The organism is Novosphingobium aureum (assembly GCF_015865035.1).
In the GTDB taxonomy this organism is placed as follows: Bacteria; Pseudomonadota; Alphaproteobacteria; order Sphingomonadales; family Sphingomonadaceae; genus Novosphingobium; species Novosphingobium aureum.
Genome location: NZ_JADZGI010000001.1, coordinates 81,128 through 100,683, shown reverse-complemented (window position 1 = coordinate 100,683; position 19,556 = coordinate 81,128). Strand labels below are relative to the sequence as shown.

The following is a 19,556-nucleotide window of genomic DNA, read 5'->3' as shown; positions in this document are numbered from 1 at the left end:
ATTGGGCTTCCCGCCGCCTGCCGTTGCCGCCGTTCGGCCTACGCGCGCGCGGGCGCGAGATCGCTGGACCGGCTGCCAGAGCTCTTCCTCTCCGAGGCCCAGCCCCCTCCGCCGAGACTATCGCATTTCGTGGGCTTCCACGCGATGCCAGTTAATTCAAGGAAGCCGAGGGGAAACGCGACACCATTACGGCCGGAGGGAATTGAGGACCTTCCAGCTCGTATCGCTGGGCCGCTTCACCTTCCAGAAGCGCCAGCCGTTGACGTTCGTGTCAGTGATAGCGCATGCGGCCTCGGAAGGGGTCTTCCGCTGTTTCCCGTCGCTGCCGATCCAAGCGCCATCCTTGATCTCTGCTGAGTAGGTCCGGCCCTTGTAGGTGACGCGGAGCTGCGTCCCGTTGGGCAGGAACACGCCCTTCATTTCGAGACCGCCGGAGGAAGCTTCGTCCGCATTCGCCGGTTCCGGCTCCGCATCCATGCCGAGGAGCTCTCGAATCACATCATTGTAGGTTGTCGTCTCGCTCGCCCGCCGGGCGGTGAGCTCCTTGTACACATCGAAGTCGATTTCCACTGTCGCCATATCGGCCTCCTATCGCCTGTCGAATCACCTAATAGTACAAATAGCAAGAATAGCGACTATGGTGCTATTTGGTGCTATCAATGCTCCGCCGTTCGTTCGCCAACGGTCGCCAGCTATCGTTTCGCCATGAAGCTGACCGATCGCCGCAAGCGCCTCTTCCTCCTCGAGCTGTCCCGCCACGGCATCCTCGTCCGGGCCGCCCGCGCTGCCAGTCCGCGCGCCAGCAGCCGGTACGGTGCGGTGCAGACCTTCAAGGACGAGCGCGAACGGGACCCCGAGTTTGCGGCGCAATGGCAGGAAGCGGTCGAAGCCGCAGAGGCCAGCATCGAGGCGGAGATTTACCGACGCGCGCAGGAGGGCTGGGAGGAGCCCATCTACGGCGGCCGCCACAAGGAAAAGATCGTCGGCACGGTCCGCAAGTATAGCGACCGCCTGCTCGAGCTCCGAGCCCGGGCGATGCTCCCCGCCTATCGGGAGACGCACGGCATAGCGGTGAACAAGCAGGTGACGCACACGGTCGATGCCGGGGTGCTTGGCGATGCCGTGGCGAAGGTCGCTCTCCAGATGGCCAGCAATCTCCGCCCGCAGCTTCCGGCTCCGGCCCGGGTGATCGACAATGAATAGGGACAGCGCCCTCGACCTCCTCGCCTTCGCCGGGGGCTATCGGTTGATGACCCCGGACGAGCGGCGCGCGCTGCGCATCGCGGCCTTGTTCGAGCTGGGCGAGAAGGCCCCCGCCAGCCCCGAGCTTGCCGTCCTATGGGACGAGGACCGCCTGATACGCGGGGAGCGCGAGCCCGCCAGCGTCTATGATCGCTGGGTGCTGATGAAGGCCCGGGACGAGGCCGAGCGGCCCGCCTTCGACGAACAATTCTGGCGACTGCGCCGCAGCGACCTCGAGGGCGCGGGCTTCGAGCCGAACGAGGCAAGGGACGTGATCGCGTCGGTGCGCGCGTCCTTGGGCAACCCCACCGGAACGGAAGGAGACGACAATGGGAATTTTCAAGCAGCAGCGGCCTGACGGGCCGGAGCCAGACGCAATCCGGGACGCGGCCAAGGCGAAGGTCGAGGCAGCGGAGCGCTTCTCCGCTGCCCTCGCGGCCGCCGGGGAGGCATGACCGCCCTCTTCGATGCCGACCGGGCATTCCTCGCTGCGCATCGGCAGAGGTACGGGGCCGAGGCCCACCCGGCATCCCGGCTGATGCACCAATTCCGCACCACGCTCTTGCTCGACCTTGAGCTGAATGCGCCGGAGCTCCTCCGCTACCTGAACCAGCCGCGCCAATCCCGGGCGAAGGCCCAGACGGTCGCATCCCTGATAGCCCGGCAGGTCGATAATGACCTGTCCTCCCTGCCTACCGAAAAGGAACCCGCACAATGACCCTGCCCAAGAAGATGATCGTCCGCGATATGACGGTGAACGAGATTTCGACCGTGGACGTGCCCGCCGTGAAGGGCGCAACCGCAGTGATCCTGAAGGGCGGCTCGGTCGCCATCCGCAAGAACGCAGCCGAGATCGCCGCAGGACAAGCTGAGCCGCTCTATAAGGCCGCAGACTACGCCGATGCGATTATGGTGCGTGCGGGCGAGATCGCGCAGCAGACCGGTGTGAGCGTGAGCAAGGCCCTCCTCGACCATTCCGGCATCGACCCGGTGATGATCGAGCTGGCGAAGGGCGAGCGCGCTGCCGAGATGGCGGCGATGCGCTCGAAGCAATCCGCCGTGTTCGAGAAGAGCGCACAATGGAGCTGACCGAGGAGGCGGTCCTCGACCACTACATGACCCGCTTCGATGAACGGACCCGGAGGGCGCACACCGTGGCGCTCGCCGGGGCCATCGCGACAGCGAAGGACCGCTGGCCCACCCTCGAGCTCGTCCGGCGCGTCTCGAACATCTACGGCGTGGCGGTCGAGGAGCTCGGTGCCTTCTTCGGGCTAATCCGCCAGCCCGGGGAGCGGGAAGTGTGGGTGGACGTTTTCCGCTCGCCCGACAACCAGCACCTCGTCCGCGACACGATGGACGCAGGCCAGCGCCGGGCCTACGGCACAATGCTGGCGATGCTTGAGGTCGCGTGAGCAACGCGGGCCTGACGCATATGGGGCGCAAGCGCCGGGACGTGCATGGCGAGCCCATGCCGACCGAGACCCGGCCTTGCCTCCGGTGCCGCAAGCCCTTCGAGAGCGAAGGCTTGCACCATCGACTGTGTGTCCCCTGCGCCAATCGAGTAAGCGAGACGAGCCCCTACGCTGTATAGCCTAAGGGGCTGGCAAATAAGTGACTTCGAGGTTAGCCATACCACTCGCAACAGAGTGGAATTCATGGCGCAAGTTCGACCGATCTTTCAGCCCATTGTGGCAGGGCATAAACACGCAGACCAACTAATTTCGCTCGCTGGCGAGCCGTGGATGACGGACCTGCTCATCTCTTCGGCGTTCGCCAATTCGGCCGGTGTTAGCGCTGTGTCGGCGGCTCTTGTTCCTGTGGCGGGCAATACTCGAGCCTTCATCGGTGTCCGCAACGGCTCGACAACTGCTCAAGCGGCGGCTGCCCTCCTAAAACTCGGCATTCAACTGTACGGTGTGGACACGGCTACTCGCAGTCGCATCTTCCATCCCAAGGTGTATCTCGCTTCTACCGCCAATCGCTCACGCGCAATTATCGGCAGCGCGAACCTGACTCATCCGGGATTGTACAATAACATCGAAGCAGGAGCCGATCTCGAGCTCGATCACGCCGATGCTTCCGACAAAGCGTTCGTTGACGGTTTTCTCGACGGCTTCGCGGACCTAGTTGCCAATCATCCGCTACACTGTTTTCCGATTACCTCCGGCCGCCAGATTGTCGATCTGCTCAAGCAGGGATTGCTCGAGGACGAGCGAAACCCCAAGACGCAAACCGCCTACGGCGCTGGGAAGCAGGGGGCACAAACAAGCAAGTCGCCCATCGCGCTTCCCCTAACTGCACCGCCAAAGAAAAAGGCTCGAAAGCCGAAGCCCCCGGTTGCGGGCGGCGGTCAAACCACCGTTTCGGCCCCTCCAACTTTCGGTCAGTTGGTCTGGGTAAAGCCCAACCTCCCCTCGTCAGACCTGCAACTGAATCAGGGAAGCAACGTACCCGGGGTTCTCCGCCTGACTCAAGCGGGATATCAAGTGAATGGGCAGACGATCGACCAAAAGACCTACTTCCGCAATCAGGTCTTCGCGCAACTGAATTGGACCTACGATGCTGCCAAGCAGAAGGATGTCGCTGATGTTCCCATCTCGCTAGTGATAGCGGGCGTATACGTTGGCGACTTCGACCTATCGCTGAGCCACAAACCCGCTTGGGCTGCTGGGCAGGGCAACTATACTACGGGCCTCCATTGGGGAGGCGCTACCGGTCACATAAAGCAACAGGGTTTGCGCGGACGCGACCTAAGACTCTACGAGCCAGCCAACCCGCAATCGCGTTTCGTCATAGAGATCAACTAGGCCGGAACCGCTTCCGTCGAAGTCCTATGCCGCCGGTTGCGAAGCTTTCGCCAACCCTCGAGTGCGCTAGCTTGCTTCGCCTTCGAGATGCCAAGTGCCCCGAGGACTACCTCGCCCTGTCGCTCGAGCGTCTCGTGCGTGGGCCGGTTCCGTATGGAGTTATCGAGCTCGGCTAAGTCGAGCTCGACCTTCTCGGGCATCGGAATGACCAGACGCTCAATTTCGGATGGAATGAGTTCGAGGACACCGCCGCCATAGTGCCTGCCCTCGAGCTCGGCACTGAGGGCCGTGAGCGGATTGATGAAGCAACCGACCAGCCGCTTACCGTCCGCTTCTTTGGTGCGAATGCGGTAAGCCGTGTCGGTTGTGTACGCGCCAATCTTATTGAGGATTAGGCGGGGTGTGTCGTGGCAACGCTTGAGCATTCCCACTTCGGTCGAATAAACCGAGGGGACCTTGTACCAAGGGGCGCGAATGCGGCACTTGTAGCGAGTGTGCAGCTTCTCGGCTTCGCCGCGCTCGATGTACTGCCGCGCTCTCTTAGCCATCTTGTTGGGCGCGTCATCGAACCAGAGGAAATTGGTTGGGCTTCCCTTCTCGGCGTTCGCTGCGTGCTGTTGTTCGTCATAAATCACGCCCGGGCAGTGTTCGCTGCGCCCGAACATCGGGTGCGCGTACTTGCTTAAGCCGTAGGCTTCGACGGTCGCGTCAGGGACGAGGAAGAACTTGTTCGCGCCAGTGACGATGCCCACGTCCACGCGCGCGATGTCATCAAAGCGATGTACTTCGGCATGAGCCTCGAGCTCGTCGAAGAGGTCACGGGTCTCGAGGTCGAGCAGCGCCCGGGTCCATTTGCCAGCGACCGTCTTGCCGTTGATCGACTGCGGCTCTGCGAAGACTTCGGATGGTGAACGCCGGATGAACTCTCGTCCACGGACGGGCACCATGCCGAGCCCTTCGGCCTTCTGCCTCGGGCTGCTGCGCTTCTCTGCCATGAGGATAACAGCGCCTTGCAGCGTACCGTCGAACCAGAGCTCTTCCGGGTCGATGATGACAAGCCGCCGGCACTCCTTGCCGAGATAGCTGCGGAGCGATTGGGCGTGAGTGACGTGAATGATCTCGGCCGGGACCACCATCGCCAAACGCCCCCCGGGGCGCAGCAGCGACATTGAGGCGAGTATGAACGGCACCCAGGCGTTGGTGTGCTTCGTGAACTTGAGCCCGAGCTCGTCAAAGATCGTGGCGGCCCGGACCTGAAATTGCGGAGGCAGGAACTGGTATCGAACGAATGGGGGATTGCCCACCACGGCGTCGAATCGCTCACCGCCCTTCGCCCTGTTCTCGATTGCCCAGCCGAGGAAGTCCTCGGAGCGGACGGCGGCCTTCGAAAGGTTGAGCTGCTTCGCTCGACGGGTGGCCTTGCCCGCCTCGTCGCTGTCAAGCTCGAAGCCAGTCAGGGCCGACTTCTCGAAGCCGCCAACATCGGACATGGCCTGAAAGAATGCACCATCACCGCAACTCGGCTCGAGGACCTTGTCGGGATTGATCTCTCCGACCCAGCGCGCGATGAACGAGGCGAGATCCAGAGGCGTGTAGTACCCGCCGCGCAGCTTTTGGGCCGTCTGGTCCTCGATGAATTTCACAGCCGCTCCCTTCGCATTGCCGTTTTGTTCTATCGGCTCAAGGCGAGTAGAGCAACTGGATAGCGACTCTGAGTCCCCATAGGAATCACTTCAGCCTAGAAATGTTTTCCCTAGCCGTTTCCCCGGCCAAGACTGCCCCAGCTCCGAGGGTGCAAAAATCCCAGAAAAGCTGGCGCACCCGACAGGATTCGAACCTGTGGCCTCTGCCTTCGGAGGGCAGCGCTCTATCCAGCTGAGCTACGGGTGCAGTCGATGGGCGACTAGCAGAGCGCGGGCATGGTGGCCAGCGACAAAATGCGTGGGGCCAAGGCGTGCCATCGCGCGAGTCGCAAGATCGTATCGAGGCCTTGTCAGATAAGCGTCCTGCAGGCGCCACGGCGTATTAGCAATTCGGCAATGCTGTCGAATGTAGGACCATGATCATGCGTGCGACAGCTAACCATCGAATCGGCCAGCAAGGCGGCGAGGCAGAGATGCCGCGGTCCGGTCGTGCCGGTTTCGGTCTCGGCTCGGCGAGCGCACTGAGCATGAAGTGGTCGGCGCTCCACGACGCCGCAGAGGCGGTGGCCGCGATATGCGGTATGCCTTGCCCGCCGCTCTCGCAGCTGGTGCGCGCCTATCCGGCCATGATGCGCGATGCAGGCGAGGCGCACCGTGCGCTGGCTGCGCAGGGCATCGAGGACCTGACCGCAATCATGGAGCCCGGGCTGGCCGCGCTGGCTGCCGCAATGGCACGCGGCGCACATCCGCGTGCGGCGGCGCTGGCATTGTGGGACGAGTTTTGCCGTGCGCGCGATGCGCTGCTGGCCCTTGCGCCGCCGCAGGATACGGCGATGCGCCGGATGGGCTGAGAGGCCTAGCCGATCCGCGAAACGGGTTGCAAGTTCTTGGTATGTTCTTATCATGTGGGCATGCCGCAGGACGAATCGACAATGACCTCCCCCCTCGCCCGCAATGCCGCGAATGACTCCTTGCAGGGGCATGGCGGCGATGTCGGCCAGACTGGTTCGTCCACTGCGGCCGACGTCGTGCGCGGGGTCTCGCGCCTTTTTGCGCGCAACGACATCTGGTGCACGCCCGAGATGATGTTGCGCAATGGCCGACGCGCCGACCTGATGGGGATCGACGCGCGCGGGCAGGTCATTCTGGTCGAGATCAAGGTCAGCCGGGCAGACTTACTCGGCGATGGAAAGTGGACCGATTATCTCGACTACTGCGACCGGTTCTACTGGGCGCTGCCGCCCTCGCTCGACCGTGCCCCGCTCGAGACCGAGGCCTTTCTGCCCGAGAGTTGCGGGGTGATCGTCGCCGACGGCTATGACGCCGAAATCCTGCGCCCCGCGCCCTTGCGCCAGATGGCCGCCGCGCGCCGCAAGGTCGAAGTCGAGCGCCTTGCGCGCACCGCGCTCAGGCGGCTGGTGGTGGGGTCCGATCCCGAGACGCAGAAGTGGGACCGGGAGGGGTAACGCGTAAAGCTTCGAGGCGCTCGGCGAGGGGCCACCAGTCATCGGGCACCATGCGTGGCGCAGCCCTGACCTTGAGCCGGGCCGTCGGGTTTTTCGAAGCTGCCTTCTCAAACCATTGCGACATCAGTCTGCGCACGTCTTCTTCGCTCCATCCCGCCCATTCGCCGGCGATATCGAACAGGTTCCACGCGGATACTGGCGAGACTTCGTTTCTCAGGATCTGTTCAAGCTCGGCGGTGGTGTAGGGTGAGCGGCACAGGATTTGCGCCATCCGGTCGTAGTCTTCCTCCTCAGAGGAAGTGTCGAGGAAGAGTTCGGCTAGCACGCACCAAACCGGCATGCGGGCTTCGAATGTTGCCGACCCCAAGGTCAGTCCCCTCTCGGCTTCGTCCGCGTGTTCTGGCACTTGTCCATGATTGGGGTCTCGCTGCCCGGCAAATGGCTTGCGCCAGGCCTGTAGCAAGAGCGCAGTGGCGACGAAGAGGCATGCCATCGCGAGGGACCCGGCCATAAAAGGCATTTTCGGGGCACACCAGTCAAAGCAGAAAGTCTCGGGTCCTTTTGCGGGGACGCGGACTGCAAACGTTCGCCCGAACCAGTCCCAATGTCCCATGACCGCAAACGTGATATAGGCCCGCACGATGATCGCCTGTGCGAGCGCGCAGACCGATCCTGCGGCGAGCAGGATCAGCCCGGCAAGAAGCCTACGATCACGTCGACCCAACTGCTTCATCCTGGCTTCATCGCATCGAACCATTCGCGGCTTGCTCTTGTGCATTCCTCTCCAGCCGGGCCCAGACCGCACGCTTGGCATCGTCATCGAGCCGGGGCCAGGCGACGATTTCCTCGATCGTGCGGTGGCAACTGCGGCACACGCGCTGTGCAGAATCGAGCGCGCAGGCGTTGCGGCAGGGAGAGGGGACCTTGCTCATCGCGCCATGGTCAGCAGGTTCGGATCGGACGGGCAAGCGCAATTATCTTGCTTTTGTGCGGCGCAGCGACTATCTGGCCCCCAGCAACCGGCGCGCGCAGTCTGATTCTGTGCCGCAGTCCGCGAGCGGCGTGAGGTCTCGGGGCCGGCGAGAAGCCGGAAAATCCCGTAACCGGCCCGGACGAGCGGTTGTCATTGAACCAAGCTTCCTTCTTCACGCAGGGTCGCCCGTAACGACACCTTGCCGTGCGCGCGCTTCGTTCAATTTCCCGGCGCGCCCCAGCATGAAAATTCGAAAGTGACGTAATGTCCTATTTCTCCGACCTTGGTCTGGCCGAGCCCATTCTCCGCGCGCTCGAAGCCAAGGGCTACACCGATCCCTCGCCGATCCAGCGCAAGTCGATCCCCTCGCTGCTCGAGGGCCGCGACCTGCTCGGCATCGCGCAGACCGGTACCGGCAAGACCGCAGCCTTCTCGCTGCCCTCGCTGCACCGCCTCGCCGCCGACCCCAAGCCGCGCCAGAACGCGGGCTGCCGCATGCTGGTGCTCTCGCCCACGCGTGAGCTGGCAGCGCAGATCGCCGACAACATGCGCGGCTATGCCAAGTTCCTCAATCTCTCGATCCAGTGCATCTTCGGTGGCGTTCCGGCGGGCAAGCAGGCCCGCGCGCTCGAGCGTGGCTGCGATGTCCTCGTCGCGACGCCGGGCCGCCTGCTCGACCTCATCGACAGCCGCGCGCTGACGCTCAAGCACGTCGAGATCTTCGTGCTCGACGAGGCCGACCAGATGATGGACCTGGGCTTCATCGTTCCGCTCAAGCGCGTTGCTGCGCTGCTCCCCAAGCAGCGCCAGAGCCTGTTCTTCTCGGCGACCATGCCCCAGGCGATCGCCGAGCTGGGCAAGCAGTTCATCAACAACCCGGTCAAGGTCGAGGTCGCTCCCCAGTCGACCACTGCCGAGCGTGTCGAGCAGTATGCGACCTTCATCAACCAGGCCGAGAAGCAGGCGCTGCTGACCATTCGCCTGCGCGAGGGTCTTGCCGAGGACGCAGCCGAGAAGGCCGAGCACGGCGCGATCGACCGCGCGCTCGTCTTCACCCGCACCAAGCACGGTGCGGACCGCGTGGTGCGCCACCTAACCGCAGCCGGCATTCCGGCGGCCGCGATTCACGGCAACAAGAGCCAGGCGCAGCGCACCGCGGCGCTCGGCGGTTTCCGCCAGGGCACGATCCGCGTCCTCGTCGCGACCGACATCGCCGCACGCGGCATCGACGTCTCGGGCGTTTCCCACGTCTACAACTTCGAGATCCCGAACGTGCCCGAGCAGTACGTCCACCGTATCGGCCGCACCGCGCGTGCGGGCGCCGACGGCGTGGCAGTGAGCTTCGTCGCGCCGGACGAGAAGCCCTACATCCGCGACATCGAGCGTCTGACGCGCGTCAAGCTGACCGCGCTCGGCCTGCCCGAGGACTTCGTGGTCGAGGCCCGTCGCCTGCCCGCACCTGCCCGCAAGCCCTCGGGCGGTGGCCAGCAGGGCGGCGGTCGCGGTCGTGGCGGTCAGGGCGGCGGCAAGCCGCGCGGCGAGGGCAAGCCCCGCAGTGAGAACGGTGGCCGCGACGGTGGTCGCCGCGAAGGCGGGCGTCGTGAAGGCGGCCGGGGTGATGGCGGCTCGCGTCAGGGCGGCAGCGAGCAGCGTCGCGAGCACGCTGGCGACGAGCAGGGCCAGGGCCAGCGCCGGTTCCGCTCGCGCGGCCCCAAGGGCATGGGCTCGCACAAGGGTGCGGTGCGCCGCACCGGCTGATGCCCGTACCGGCCCGGCTGCGAGCCGGACAGAAGCGGGCGATCGAGCCTGACGAGGCGGCGTGACGTCAAGGCGTTCACGCCGCCTCTTCGTATCCGGCCCATGCGGGAGGACGGTATCCCTCCGCGCGCCGGGCATATGCCCGGAGATTTTCGCCGAGCCGTGTCGCGCGGCTTTTCATGCATCGGGCTTGCAGGCATAAGCCCGGACAATGCCATCGCTTTCCGGTCCCGGTCTGGTTGCCCTAGTGGGCTCGATGCTCGCCATGACGGCGATCGTGGGGGTGCGCTATCTTGCGACCTCGGGCCTCTTCGCCTGGGTCACGCATCGTCGCCGTCCCGGACTCTACGAAGGGCTCGACAAGCAGATCCGCGCCGAAATCGGCTATTCGCTGCTCTCTGCCGGGATCTATGGCGTGCCTGCGGGGGTGGTCGCCTGGGGCTGGCAGGCGCACGGCTGGACACGTATCTACAGTGACCCGGCTGCATGGCCCTTGTGGTGGATGCCCGTCTCGCTGGTCCTGTGCCTCTTCCTCCACGATACTTGGTTCTACTGGACCCATCGTTGGATGCATCGCCCGCGCGTGTTCCGCGTCTTTCACGCGGTGCACCATGCGAGCCGGCCGCCGACCGCCTGGGCGGCGATGAGCTTTCATCCGCTCGAGGCGGTTACCGGCGCGGTGGTGATCCCCGCGCTCGCCTTCCTCGTGCCGATCCACGTCGCGGTGCTCGCCATGCTGCTCACGATCATGACCGTGATGGGCATCACCAATCACATGGGCTGGGAAATATTTCCGCGCCGGCTCGTCGAGTCGCGTTTCGGCAACTGGCTGATCACCGCCAGCCACCACCACCGGCACCACGAGAACTATCGATGCAACTACGGTCTCTACTTTCGCGTCTGGGACCACCTTTGCGGGACCGACCGCGGCATCTCGCGCCCGTGATCGCGGCGCTTCTCGCAGGGGTGGCTGCAAGCGCCGCCAGCGCGAGCGCGCCGTCGCAGGTGGCCACGCCCGTCCTTCCGCCCGCTCCGGCGCCTGGCGGGCCTGTGAAGGTGAAGCCTGCGACATCGCAGGTCAGCGTTCACGTTACCGACCTGCGTTCGGACAAGGGGCAGGTGATCGCCTGCATCACAGCAAAGGCCGATCGCTTCCCCGATTGCGAGCACGATCCCGACGCGCGCCATCTCACCGTTCCCGCCGCGCCCGAAGTCGATTTCACGTTCGCCGCGATCCCCGGCGGTCGCTATGCGATCGCGCTCATCCACGACGAGAACGGCAACGGAAAGCTCGACAAGGCGTTGATGATCCCGCGTGAGGGCTTCGGCTTCTCGCGCGATGCGCCGGTGCGCATGGGGCCGCCCGCCTTCGAGAAGGCGGCCTTCGACGTCGCCGCGCGTCACGAACGGCAGACGATCAGGATGCGCTACCTGCTCTAGGGTCAGGACCATAGGGGATGAAGCCCTGGGGCGCAGGCTTCTGCAGGCGGAAGTCCTGCAAGGACACGCTTGCCGGGGCGCTGTGGCCGACGTAACCGCCTCGGCGACAGGAAATTGGGCGAGCAGGAAAGGATGTCGGGCGATGAAGTCCGAAATGGGGCAGGCAGGTCAGCGTGGGCCGACGGCGTCGAGCGGCGCATTTTCGCCGTTCCGCTATCCCGTATTCCGCGCGATCTGGATCGCCAACCTGTTTTCGAACCTTGGCGCGACGATGCAGGGGGTCGCAGCCGCCTGGCTGATGACCGAGCTCACCCCCTCGCACCAGCTGGTCGCGCTGGTTCAGGCCTCCGCCACGGTGCCGATCATGCTCTTCGGCGTCTTCGCCGGGGCCATCGCCGACAATTACGACAGGCGCGTGGTCATGCTCGTCGCGCAGCTGGGCATGCTGGTAGTCTCCAGTGCGCTTGCCGCGCTGACCTATGCCGGGTTGATCTCTCCTTACCTGTTGCTTGCCTTCACGCTCACGGTGGGCATCGGCACAGCGCTCAACTCGCCCGCCTGGCAGGCCTCGGTACGACAACAGGTAGCCCCTTCCGAGCTTCCGCAGGCAATCGCGCTCAACTCGATCTCGTTCAACATCGCGCGTTCGGTAGGGCCTGCGCTGGGTGGCCTGCTCATCTCGATCTGGGATGTCTCCTTCGCCTTCGCCATCAATGCCGCGAGCTACCTCGGGCTGATCGCGGTGCTGCTATGGTGGAAGCCCGAGCGTCGTCCGATCAAGCCGCGTCCGATTCTTCCCGCAGTCTGGGAGGGCATGCGCTTTTGCGCCGGGAACGGGCCCTTGCGCCGCATCCTCCTGCGCGGCTTCGCGATGGGCTTCGGGCTCGCGGCCTATCAGGCGCTGCTCCCGGCGGTGGTCTCCGACCGCATCGGCGGGGGCGAGATCGACTATGGCATGATGCTCGGCCTGTTCGGGATCGGCTCGATCTGCGCTGCGCCGTTCGGCTCGCGCATCCGGCGCAAGATCGGTCTCGAGGGCATACTTGCGGTTGGGGCGGCGATGACGGTCTTCGCCCTGAGCGTCATCGCCGCGGTCGATACCATCGTCTACGCGCTTCCTGCCGCATTCCTGGCGGGAATGGCCTGGGTGATGATCCTGACCACGATCAACACCGCCGTGCAGTTGCGCTCCCCCGAGGCAATCCTGGGGCGCTGTCTCTCGATGTATCAGGCAGTGACTTTCGGCGGCATGGCGCTGGGGGCCTGGACCTGGGGTGCGGCGGCCGACTGGCGTGGATTGCCCTTTGCCCTTCATGGCGCCGCGATCGTGCTCGTCGTTTCGTTCGTGCTGCTCAGGCTCGTTGCTCGCCTGCCGCGTCTGGGCGAAGGCGTCGTGCGCGCCGACTGAGCGAAATTCACGGTCCTGCGGCGGGCCGGGTTTAAAGATAATTTTACCACGGTGCGCCACAAGCTTCCTCACGATGTGAAGTGGGGATTCCACATGGATACGATGCGTGCACAGGAATACGGCGATCTGGCCGGGCAGGACGAGCGGGAAGAGCTTGCGGATTCGTCCGAGCGAGCCGCCGGGGCGCCGGCCGCCGTGGGTCGCGACGAGCGCCGCATGCAGGTGCGCGCCTACAATTTCTGGGCGAGCCTGCTTGGCAACCGTACCTACCCTGCGATCGACGACCTCCATCCCGAAACGCTCGGCGATTTCGGGCCCAACGGCGTCGTGCTCGATTTCAGCGAGGGCATCGACAATCCGCTGATCGGCTTTCTCGGCGAGAACATCGCGCGCGAGTGCGATATCGAGGGCAACATCCGCACGCTCGCGGATGTGCCCAGCCGTTCACTGCTCTCGCGCATCACCGACCATTACATGCAGATTCTGGCGAACCAGGCACCGATCGGGTTCGAGGCCGAATTCGTCAACCAGCGCGGGATCACGATCCTCTATCGCGGTATCCTGCTCCCCTTCTCGCGCGACGATCGCACGATCGATCACATCTTCGGGGTGATCAACTGGAAGAGCGAAAGCGCCGAGGTCGCCGAGGCGCGTCGCCGCGCGGCACCTAGCGAGGCAAAGAAGCCGGGGGCCGACATCCCCGCCATGCTGCGCGAGACCGCACCGATGAACGGCTGGGCCGATGGCCCCGCCGACGTCGGTGGTTTCGACTTCATCGATCCCAATGGGGCCGGTCTGGATGCGGCACCGATCGATCTTGCGCCCTACGAACTGCCGGCTGCGCGCTTCTCCGATGGTCCGGGGCTCGACGACGGGCTCCTTGACGAGCGGATCGTCGAGGGTGAGGCCGCCGCCCTGCCCGAACTTGGCGCCGATGCCCTGCTCGCCGACTGGCTCGCGCTCGCGCACCACGAAGTGCAGGTCCTGCGCGGCTGCGAGGACCGCACGCGCAAGGCGCTCTACGAGGCGATCGGGCGGGCCTACGACTTTGCTCTGGCTGCCGAGCAATCCCCCGAGGATCTTGCCGAACTGATCGAGGACGCCGGACTGGTCATGCAGGAGCGCGCGCCGCTGCTGCCGCTGGTCAAACTCGTCTTCGGGGCCGACTACGACAAGACCCGCCTGACCGAGTTCGCAACCGCGATCGCGCATGGCCGCCGTCTCGATCTCGAGGCAGGACGCCTCGCCGCGCTGCTGGCCGAGACCCCGGGCGGGCTCAAGGCGGTGGTACGCCGCGAGCGCGACCTGCGCCGCGCCGACGCCGGCGACTTGCACGCGCACCCTTCCAGCCACGCCAATCTGATCGAGGCGCTGCGCCAGCTCGCGCCGCGCCCGCTCGAAAGTGCGAGTGCGGGGAGCGAGTTCACCATTCTCGTCGCGCGCCGCAGCGCCGACGGGCGTTTGCAACTGCTCGGCGAAGTCGCCGACGACGAGCGCCTGCTCGATCGCGCGGCGCGGCACCTCGTCGGCTGACACAGGCTTCGCGCAGGGCATCCGGCACCTCGTCACACCGAGGCTTGGCAAGGCACACCTTGCCCGGCTAGGCTCGACTTGGTCCGGCGGCATCGTGTCCTCGGGCGCTTCAGCACCGGTTAAGCCCTTGGCGGGCCTAAGGGTCAGGACCCATTACTGACACTTACGAGGTTTGAATCAAAATGGCGCAGGGCGAGGAAGGAAGGCGATGGAATATGTCAATATTTCAAGGCTTCCTGACGCTGCGCTGGGCCATTTTGATCAAATCCCTCCGGGACGCCGGAGTGGCTTCCATCTCGAACCGAAATGACCTTGAACGGGCAACTAGCCCGTCCGGCGGCCACTTCGGCCCGATATGTTTGCCAATCCGGCGCCTCGTAGGTGTCAGTAATGGGTCCTGACCCTAGGGGCATTATGCCGCTCATGCGACTGACAGCATTTTTTCTCAGCCTCCTGGCCCTGCTTGGCTGGAGTTCGGTCCCGGCCGCGGCGCAGTCGATCCTGCGCGACGCGGAGACCGAGGCGCTGCTCAAGGACATGGCCGCGCCACTGGTCGAGGCTTCGGGCCTGAAGCCGGGCAACGTCGATATCGTGCTGGTCAACGACCAGTCGGTGAACGCCTTCGTGGCGGGCGGGCAGGCGGTCTACGTCAATGCGGGCCTGATTAACGAGGCCGATACCGCTGCCGAGGTGCAGGGCGTGATCGCGCACGAGCTCGGTCACGTCACCGGCGGGCACGCGGTGCTCAACATGGGCGCGGGGCCGGCGCAGAACATCTCGATCCTTTCGCTCCTGCTTGGCGTCGCGGCGGCGGCTGCCGGTGGCGGCGAGGCGGCGATGGGCGTGCTGATGGCGGGCCAGCAGGCTGCCATGGGCAAGTTTCTCGCCTACAACCGCTCGCAGGAGGCCTCTGCGGATGCGGCAGGCGCGCAGTACCTGTCCGAGGCCGGGATCAGCGGGCGCGGTTCGATCGCGTTCTTCAAGAAGCTGCAGAACCTGGAATTTCGCTACGGCTACCGCCCGCGCGACGGGGACGAGTTCTATTCGACCCACCCGCTGACCGGCGACCGCATCCAGACGCTTGAGGATACCTACAAGCGTGATCCGGCCTGGACCACACCCGACGACCCGAAGATGCAGCAGCGCTTCGAGCGGGCCAAGGCCAAGCTCTTCGGCTATCTCGCCGAGCCCGAACAGGTCCTGCGCAAGTACCCCGAGAGCGACACCTCGGTCCCCGCGCGCTATGCCCGGGCCTATGCTTGGCACCGCGAATCGCGCTTCGACAAGGCTCAGGCCGAGACTGCCGCGCTCGTCGCCAGCGATCCGGACGATCCCTATTTCCTCGAGCTCGAAGGCCAGATCCTGCTCGAGAGCGGGCGTCCGCGCGATGCGATCACGGCGCTGCGCAAGGCGACCGAGCTGACCAACTACTCGCCGCTCATCGCGACGCTCTTCGGTCACGCGCTGATCGCAACCGAGGACCCGGCCTTCCACGAGGAGGCGCGCAAGGTGCTCAAGGCTGCGGTGGTGCGCGACCGGGAGAATCCTTTCGCCTGGTACCAGCTCGGGGTGATCTACGCGGCCGAGAACGACATGCCGCGCGCCTATCTCGCGAGCGCCGAGCAGCAGGTGCTCTCGGGGCGGATGAACGAGGCGCTGCGCAGTGCCCAGTCTGCCGAGGCGGGCCTGCCCGAATACTCGGCCGACTGGCTGCGCGCACAGGATATCGAGATGCAGGCGCGCGCCGAACTGGAACGCGACCGCAAGCGGCGCTAGACACTGGCGACAACACGGAATTTGTGCGCTGCCGGGCCCTGCCGACAGCGCCGTATCGGGACTTTTGCAGATGGGTATGGTTTCCAGGATCGCGCTGACCGGCGCGGGCATCGTCGCCATCGGGGCGCTCGGCTGGTTCGGCGGCAAGCCCGCGGTCGAGAGCATCGTCCACGACTACATCCTCGAGCATCCCGAGATACTGCCTCAGGCGATGGAGAACCTGCAGCAGCGCCAGGCGAGCGCGCAGCTCGCCGACGTGCGCCAGTCGGTCGAGACTCCGTTCCCCGGAGCGGTGCTGGGCAATCCGAAGGGCACGCGAACGCTCGTCGAGTTCAGCGACTTTGCCTGTGGCTACTGCCGCCAGAGCCTGCCCGACGTGAAGCAGCTCATCGCGCGCAATCCGGACCTGCGCATCGTCGTGCGCGAGCTCCCGGTGATCAGCCCGAGTAGTCCCGATGCCGCCAAGATGGCGCTCGCGGCCGCCGAGCAGGGCAAGTACGAGGCCTTCCACGACGCGATGTACGCGGCGGGTCAGGTCGATCCCGCGACGATCGAGGCGGTCGCGAAGAAGGTCGGCCTCGACATGGACCGCGCCCGCGAAGTCGCCGCGAGCCCGACCGTGGAGGAGGAAATCCGCCGCAACCTGCAGATGGCCAACCGTCTCGGTTTCACCGGCACGCCGAGCTGGGTGGCGGGCGAGGAGCTGATTTCGGGCGCGGTCGGCATGGACCGGCTTGCAGGCGCGCTCGGTCTCGACGGAGCAAAGAGCTGATCTGCGCCTCGCACAAGTCCGGCATGTCCGCGCGGCTTCCGGCGCAGGCGGACATGCGCTAGATGGTGGCCATGCGCGTCCTGCCCATCCAGCCGATCCCGTTCTTCGCGAACAAGGACAAGGCCTTCTGGCGCCTGCAGACCGCCGGCTGGGCCGGGGCGATGCTGCTGCGCACGATGTCGATGATCGCCAACAACCAGCCGCTGACCTCGCTGGTTCTGGTGCTGATCCAGACCATTACCGGCTTCTCGATCTCGCTGGTCCTCTCGGTGATCTACCGCGGCCTGATCACGCGCCGCCCGATCGTCACCTGGGGCCTTACCGCGCTGCTGCTGCCTGTCGCGGTCGGCCTGCATGCCTTCATCGACGCCTGGGTCTGGTCCTTGTGGCGCACCGATTCGGACGCCAGCTTCACCCAGCTGTTTCTCGGCGTGTTCTATCTCGACGCGACGCTGCTGGGAGCATGGTCGGCGCTCTACTACGCGATCAACTTCTACCTTCAGGTGGAGGAGCAGAACGACCAGCTGATCCGCCTCGAGAGCCAGGCGACGAGCGCGCAGCTTGCGATGCTGCGCTACCAGCTCAACCCGCACTTCCTGTTCAACACGCTCAACTCGATCTCGACGCTGGTGCTGCTCAAGCAGACCGATCCGGCCAACGCGATGCTGACGCGGCTGTCCTCGTTCCTGCGCTACACGCTGATCAACAAGCCCTCGGCGCGGGTGACGATCGCGCAGGAGGTGGAAACGCTCAAGCTCTACCTCGACATCGAGCGCATGCGTTTCGAGGAGCGGCTGCGCACCACGTTCACCATCGATTCCGACACCGAGAAGTGCCTGCTGCCCTCGCTACTGCTCCAGCCGCTGGTCGAGAATGCGATCAAGTATGCAGTCAGCCCGCAGGAAACCGGCGCCGAGATCACCATCGCGGCGCAACTCGTCGGTCCCAGGCTTCGCATTACCGTCTCGGACACCGGCCCGGGCTTGCAAAGTCCCACTACCGACAACAGGTTGTCGGGCATGTCTTACGATGGAGGGGAGCCGGTCTCGACCGGTGTGGGTCTTTCGAACATCCGCGACCGCCTTGCCCAGGCTTACGGTGACGAACATCGTTTCGAGACCATCGAGCCGGTCGAGGGCGGTTTCGCGGTGCTGATCGAGATCCCGGCCGACCGCCGCGACGACTCCGCCGAAGACATGTCCGAAGCGTCGCGCCAGCCTGCGATGATGGCGCGCTGAAACTTTTTGGGAGCGCGCTCGTTCAGCGTTCCGGAGACACATATAAATGACTATCCGCACGATCCTTGTCGATGACGAGAAACTGGCGATCCAGGGCCTGCAGCTGCGGCTGGAGAAGTATCCCGACGTCGAGATCATCGACACGTGTTCGAACGGTCGCGAGGCGATCCGCAAGATCAAGACGGAAAAGCCCGACCTCGTGTTCCTCGACATCCAGATGCCCGGCTTCGACGGGTTCTCGGTGGTGAAGGGCGTGATGGAGATCGAGCCGCCGCTGTTCGTCTTCGTCACTGCCTATCAGGAGCATGCGGTACGCGCCTTCGAGGCCAATGCCGTCAATTACCTGATGAAGCCGGTCGACGAGACCCGCCTCGACGATACGCTCGCACGCGTGCGCCAGCGTCTTACCGAAAAGCGCTCGGCCGAAGAGGCGGAAAAGCTCAAGACCGTGCTGCAGGAAGTCGCTCCCGATGCGGTCGAGGGTATTCCCGAGGATGCCGATCCCAATGCGGATCGCTACGAGAAGCTCATCAACATCAAGGATCGCGGCCAGATCTTCCGCATCGACGTCGATTCTATCGAGCACATCGAGGCTGCGGGCGACTACATGTGCATCCGCACCGCCGACAATTCGCTGATCCTGCGCGAGACGATGAAGGACCTCGAGCGCCGCCTCGATCCGCGCGTGTTCCAGCGCGTCCACCGCTCGACCATCGTGAACCTGAACCAGGTCCGCCAGGTCAAGCCGCACACCAACGGCGAATGCTTCCTCGTGCTCGATTCGGGCGCGCAGGTGAAGGTCTCGCGCTCTTATCGCGACGTCATCGCGCGCTTCGTCCACTGATCGCAGACGGCTGGAAGGGGGACGGGCGAGCGGTCTGTGGAAGGGCCGCTGCCGCCCCCGTGACAGCGGTGCCGCAGCAGCGCTAACGGCGCGGCCATGAGCATCATCGCCACGATCATGAACACGGCCACGGGCCGTCCCATCCAGAAAATGAAGTTCGGGCGCATGCCCAAGCCCTGGGCCAGCTTCAACCTCGAGAACGGGGAGCTGGTGACCGCCGACCGTGTCGAGGTGGGCAAGCCCGCGCCCGGCAAGTTCATCACCCCCGTGGAAGTCTGGGTCACGCCCAAGCAGGACTGATCGTGCAGATCGGCAAGGGTGCTGCCCGGTATTGGTGCCGGGGCGCCCCTGCCGCATGGGCCAATAGCCCCGCAGTGGCCACGAAGGTGGCCGGGGGAACGACCGCTTCGGTGTTCCCCCGTATATCGCTTACTTGGTGGCGTACTCGCCAGCTTCGGCGTTGAAGTTCTTGCGCGCAAAGCTCTTCGCGGCCGACTGGGTCTCGAAAACCTCGTCCTGAAGCTTGGAGGAGACGATCGGATAACCGATCGAGTTGTAGCGCGTGGTACGCACCGTCAGGCGGAAGTTGCCGTTGTCGTCCTTCTGGATCAGGAACGGTTTGACGGGCCCATTGCTGGCCATGGAATACTCCTCAG

At 64.9% G+C, this 19,556-nt stretch carries 23 protein-coding genes and 1 tRNA gene; 18 read left to right on the top strand and 6 right to left on the bottom strand.

Features of this window, described 5'->3' with window-relative positions; genetic code table 11:
- Positions 1-186: 186 nt before the first annotated feature.
- Positions 187-579, bottom strand: coding sequence for a DUF2924 domain-containing protein (locus I5E68_RS00515; protein WP_197159787.1), 393 nt, complete (start codon positions 577-579; stop codon positions 187-189).
- 126 nt (positions 580-705) lie between these two features.
- Between I5E68_RS00515 and I5E68_RS00510 the strand changes: the two genes are divergently transcribed.
- The 6 genes from I5E68_RS00510 (at position 706) to I5E68_RS00485 (ending at position 4,049) form a co-directional block, all read left to right on the top strand.
- On the top strand, positions 706-1,203 hold the full coding sequence (locus I5E68_RS00510) for a hypothetical protein (RefSeq protein ID WP_197159786.1): 498 nt from the start codon (positions 706-708) through the stop codon (positions 1,201-1,203).
- On the top strand, positions 1,196-1,600 hold the full coding sequence (locus tag I5E68_RS00505) for a hypothetical protein (protein ID WP_197159784.1): 405 nt from the start codon (positions 1,196-1,198) through the stop codon (positions 1,598-1,600). Before I5E68_RS00510 ends, I5E68_RS00505 begins: the two co-directional genes overlap by 8 nt.
- A 93-nt stretch (positions 1,601-1,693) precedes the next feature.
- On the top strand, positions 1,694-1,960 hold the full coding sequence (locus tag I5E68_RS00500) for a hypothetical protein (RefSeq protein ID WP_197159782.1): 267 nt from the start codon (positions 1,694-1,696) through the stop codon (positions 1,958-1,960).
- Entirely contained in the window at positions 1,957-2,331 is a 375-nt protein-coding gene (locus I5E68_RS00495) for a hypothetical protein (RefSeq protein ID WP_197159780.1), read from the top strand. Before I5E68_RS00500 ends, I5E68_RS00495 begins: the two co-directional genes overlap by 4 nt.
- Complete coding sequence (locus I5E68_RS00490; RefSeq protein WP_197159777.1) at positions 2,322-2,654, top strand: hypothetical protein; 333 nt, start codon at positions 2,322-2,324, stop codon at positions 2,652-2,654. Before I5E68_RS00495 ends, I5E68_RS00490 begins: the two co-directional genes overlap by 10 nt.
- A gap of 330 nt (positions 2,655-2,984) precedes the next feature.
- Positions 2,985-4,049 (top strand): phospholipase D family protein, encoded by a 1,065-nt coding sequence (locus tag I5E68_RS00485; RefSeq protein ID WP_197159775.1) that lies wholly within the window; start codon positions 2,985-2,987, stop codon positions 4,047-4,049.
- Here the strand turns inward: I5E68_RS00485 and I5E68_RS00480 are convergent.
- Positions 4,046-5,692, bottom strand: a complete 1,647-nt coding sequence (locus tag I5E68_RS00480) for an N-6 DNA methylase (RefSeq protein WP_197159773.1) — start codon at positions 5,690-5,692, stop codon at positions 4,046-4,048. The genes I5E68_RS00485 and I5E68_RS00480 overlap by 4 nt on opposite strands.
- Before the next feature lie 170 nt (positions 5,693-5,862).
- A tRNA-Arg gene (locus I5E68_RS00475) sits at positions 5,863-5,939 on the bottom strand.
- Between the two features lie 175 nt (positions 5,940-6,114).
- Here I5E68_RS00475 and I5E68_RS00470 point away from each other — a divergent pair.
- Positions 6,115-6,543 carry a hypothetical protein gene (locus I5E68_RS00470; RefSeq protein ID WP_228726737.1) on the top strand — a complete coding sequence of 143 codons (429 nt, stop codon included), beginning with the start codon at positions 6,115-6,117 and terminating at the stop codon, positions 6,541-6,543.
- Positions 6,544-6,624: 81 nt separating this feature from the next.
- Positions 6,625-7,158 carry an MmcB family DNA repair protein gene (locus tag I5E68_RS00465; protein WP_197159767.1) on the top strand — a complete coding sequence of 178 codons (534 nt, stop codon included), beginning with the start codon at positions 6,625-6,627 and terminating at the stop codon, positions 7,156-7,158.
- Here I5E68_RS00465 and I5E68_RS00460 read toward each other — a convergent pair.
- Entirely contained in the window at positions 7,100-7,891 is a 792-nt protein-coding gene (locus tag I5E68_RS00460) for a DUF7079 family protein (RefSeq protein WP_197159765.1), read from the bottom strand. The two genes, I5E68_RS00465 and I5E68_RS00460, sit on opposite strands and share 59 nt — an antisense overlap.
- Positions 7,892-7,898: 7 nt before the next feature.
- A complete protein-coding gene (locus I5E68_RS00455; protein ID WP_197159763.1) occupies positions 7,899-8,090 on the bottom strand; it encodes a DUF1289 domain-containing protein in 192 nt (63 codons plus the stop codon).
- A gap of 305 nt (positions 8,091-8,395) precedes the next feature.
- On the opposite strand from I5E68_RS00455, the gene I5E68_RS00450 reads away from it, so the two are divergent.
- The 10 genes from I5E68_RS00450 to I5E68_RS00405 all read left to right on the top strand — a co-directional run bounded on the left by I5E68_RS00450 (position 8,396) and on the right by I5E68_RS00405 (position 19,200).
- Complete coding sequence (locus tag I5E68_RS00450; RefSeq protein ID WP_197159761.1) at positions 8,396-9,889, top strand: DEAD/DEAH box helicase; 1,494 nt, start codon at positions 8,396-8,398, stop codon at positions 9,887-9,889.
- A 211-nt stretch (positions 9,890-10,100) separates the two neighbouring features.
- Positions 10,101-10,835 (top strand): sterol desaturase family protein, encoded by a 735-nt coding sequence (locus I5E68_RS00445; protein WP_228726736.1) that lies wholly within the window; start codon positions 10,101-10,103, stop codon positions 10,833-10,835.
- Positions 10,836-10,945: 110 nt separating this feature from the next.
- Positions 10,946-11,329: a DUF2141 domain-containing protein gene (locus I5E68_RS20240; RefSeq protein WP_323982043.1), complete on the top strand. Its 384-nt coding sequence runs from the start codon at positions 10,946-10,948 to the stop codon at positions 11,327-11,329.
- A 142-nt stretch (positions 11,330-11,471) separates the two neighbouring features.
- Positions 11,472-12,737: an MFS transporter gene (locus I5E68_RS00435; protein WP_197159758.1), complete on the top strand. Its 1,266-nt coding sequence runs from the start codon at positions 11,472-11,474 to the stop codon at positions 12,735-12,737.
- A gap of 93 nt (positions 12,738-12,830) precedes the next feature.
- Positions 12,831-14,270 carry a PAS domain-containing protein gene (locus tag I5E68_RS00430; protein WP_197159757.1) on the top strand — a complete coding sequence of 480 codons (1,440 nt, stop codon included), beginning with the start codon at positions 12,831-12,833 and terminating at the stop codon, positions 14,268-14,270.
- 423 nt (positions 14,271-14,693) lie between these two features.
- Positions 14,694-16,046, top strand: a complete 1,353-nt coding sequence (locus tag I5E68_RS00425) for a M48 family metalloprotease (protein ID WP_370463711.1) — start codon at positions 14,694-14,696, stop codon at positions 16,044-16,046.
- Between the two features lie 70 nt (positions 16,047-16,116).
- Positions 16,117-16,818, top strand: coding sequence for a DsbA family protein (locus I5E68_RS00420; RefSeq protein ID WP_197159755.1), 702 nt, complete (start codon positions 16,117-16,119; stop codon positions 16,816-16,818).
- Between the two features lie 71 nt (positions 16,819-16,889).
- On the top strand, positions 16,890-18,056 hold the full coding sequence (locus I5E68_RS00415; RefSeq protein ID WP_197159752.1) for a sensor histidine kinase: 1,167 nt from the start codon (positions 16,890-16,892) through the stop codon (positions 18,054-18,056).
- A gap of 46 nt (positions 18,057-18,102) precedes the next feature.
- A complete protein-coding gene (locus I5E68_RS00410) occupies positions 18,103-18,900 on the top strand; it encodes a LytR/AlgR family response regulator transcription factor (protein WP_197159750.1) in 798 nt (265 codons plus the stop codon).
- Positions 18,901-18,996: 96 nt separating this feature from the next.
- The gene (locus tag I5E68_RS00405; protein WP_197159747.1) at positions 18,997-19,200 is read left to right on the top strand and encodes a hypothetical protein; all 204 of its coding nucleotides are present in this window, start codon (positions 18,997-18,999) and stop codon (positions 19,198-19,200) included.
- A 129-nt stretch (positions 19,201-19,329) separates the two neighbouring features.
- Here the strand turns inward: I5E68_RS00405 and I5E68_RS00400 are convergent, their stop codons facing one another.
- Complete coding sequence (locus I5E68_RS00400) at positions 19,330-19,542, bottom strand: hypothetical protein (RefSeq protein ID WP_197159746.1); 213 nt, start codon at positions 19,540-19,542, stop codon at positions 19,330-19,332.
- Between the last annotated feature and the right edge of the window lie 14 nt (positions 19,543-19,556).

Excerpts from the sequence above, each read along its gene's own strand:
- I5E68_RS00515 (WP_197159787.1), bottom strand. The coding sequence starts at position 579 with ATGGCGACAGTGGAAATCGACTTCGATGTGTACAAGGAGCTCACCGCC.
- I5E68_RS00510 (WP_197159786.1), top strand. The coding sequence starts at position 706 with ATGAAGCTGACCGATCGCCGCAAGCGCCTCTTCCTCCTCGAGCTGTCC.
- I5E68_RS00505 (WP_197159784.1), top strand. The coding sequence starts at position 1,196 with ATGAATAGGGACAGCGCCCTCGACCTCCTCGCCTTCGCCGGGGGCTAT.
- I5E68_RS00500 (WP_197159782.1), top strand. The coding sequence starts at position 1,694 with ATGACCGCCCTCTTCGATGCCGACCGGGCATTCCTCGCTGCGCATCGG.
- I5E68_RS00495 (WP_197159780.1), top strand. The coding sequence starts at position 1,957 with ATGACCCTGCCCAAGAAGATGATCGTCCGCGATATGACGGTGAACGAG.
- I5E68_RS00490 (WP_197159777.1), top strand. The coding sequence starts at position 2,322 with ATGGAGCTGACCGAGGAGGCGGTCCTCGACCACTACATGACCCGCTTC.
- I5E68_RS00485 (WP_197159775.1), top strand. The coding sequence starts at position 2,985 with ATGACGGACCTGCTCATCTCTTCGGCGTTCGCCAATTCGGCCGGTGTT.
- I5E68_RS00470 (WP_228726737.1), top strand. The coding sequence starts at position 6,115 with ATGCGTGCGACAGCTAACCATCGAATCGGCCAGCAAGGCGGCGAGGCA.
- I5E68_RS00465 (WP_197159767.1), top strand. The coding sequence starts at position 6,625 with ATGACCTCCCCCCTCGCCCGCAATGCCGCGAATGACTCCTTGCAGGGG.
- I5E68_RS00460 (WP_197159765.1), bottom strand. The coding sequence starts at position 7,891 with ATGAAGCAGTTGGGTCGACGTGATCGTAGGCTTCTTGCCGGGCTGATC.
- I5E68_RS00455 (WP_197159763.1), bottom strand. The coding sequence starts at position 8,090 with ATGAGCAAGGTCCCCTCTCCCTGCCGCAACGCCTGCGCGCTCGATTCT.
- I5E68_RS00450 (WP_197159761.1), top strand. The coding sequence starts at position 8,396 with ATGTCCTATTTCTCCGACCTTGGTCTGGCCGAGCCCATTCTCCGCGCG.
- I5E68_RS00445 (WP_228726736.1), top strand. The coding sequence starts at position 10,101 with ATGCCATCGCTTTCCGGTCCCGGTCTGGTTGCCCTAGTGGGCTCGATG.
- I5E68_RS00435 (WP_197159758.1), top strand. The coding sequence starts at position 11,472 with ATGAAGTCCGAAATGGGGCAGGCAGGTCAGCGTGGGCCGACGGCGTCG.
- I5E68_RS00430 (WP_197159757.1), top strand. The coding sequence starts at position 12,831 with ATGGATACGATGCGTGCACAGGAATACGGCGATCTGGCCGGGCAGGAC.
- I5E68_RS00425 (WP_370463711.1), top strand. The coding sequence starts at position 14,694 with ATGCGACTGACAGCATTTTTTCTCAGCCTCCTGGCCCTGCTTGGCTGG.
- I5E68_RS00420 (WP_197159755.1), top strand. The coding sequence starts at position 16,117 with ATGGGTATGGTTTCCAGGATCGCGCTGACCGGCGCGGGCATCGTCGCC.
- I5E68_RS00415 (WP_197159752.1), top strand. The coding sequence starts at position 16,890 with ATGCGCGTCCTGCCCATCCAGCCGATCCCGTTCTTCGCGAACAAGGAC.
- I5E68_RS00410 (WP_197159750.1), top strand. The coding sequence starts at position 18,103 with ATGACTATCCGCACGATCCTTGTCGATGACGAGAAACTGGCGATCCAG.
- I5E68_RS00405 (WP_197159747.1), top strand. The coding sequence starts at position 18,997 with ATGAGCATCATCGCCACGATCATGAACACGGCCACGGGCCGTCCCATC.
- I5E68_RS00400 (WP_197159746.1), bottom strand. The coding sequence starts at position 19,542 with ATGGCCAGCAATGGGCCCGTCAAACCGTTCCTGATCCAGAAGGACGAC.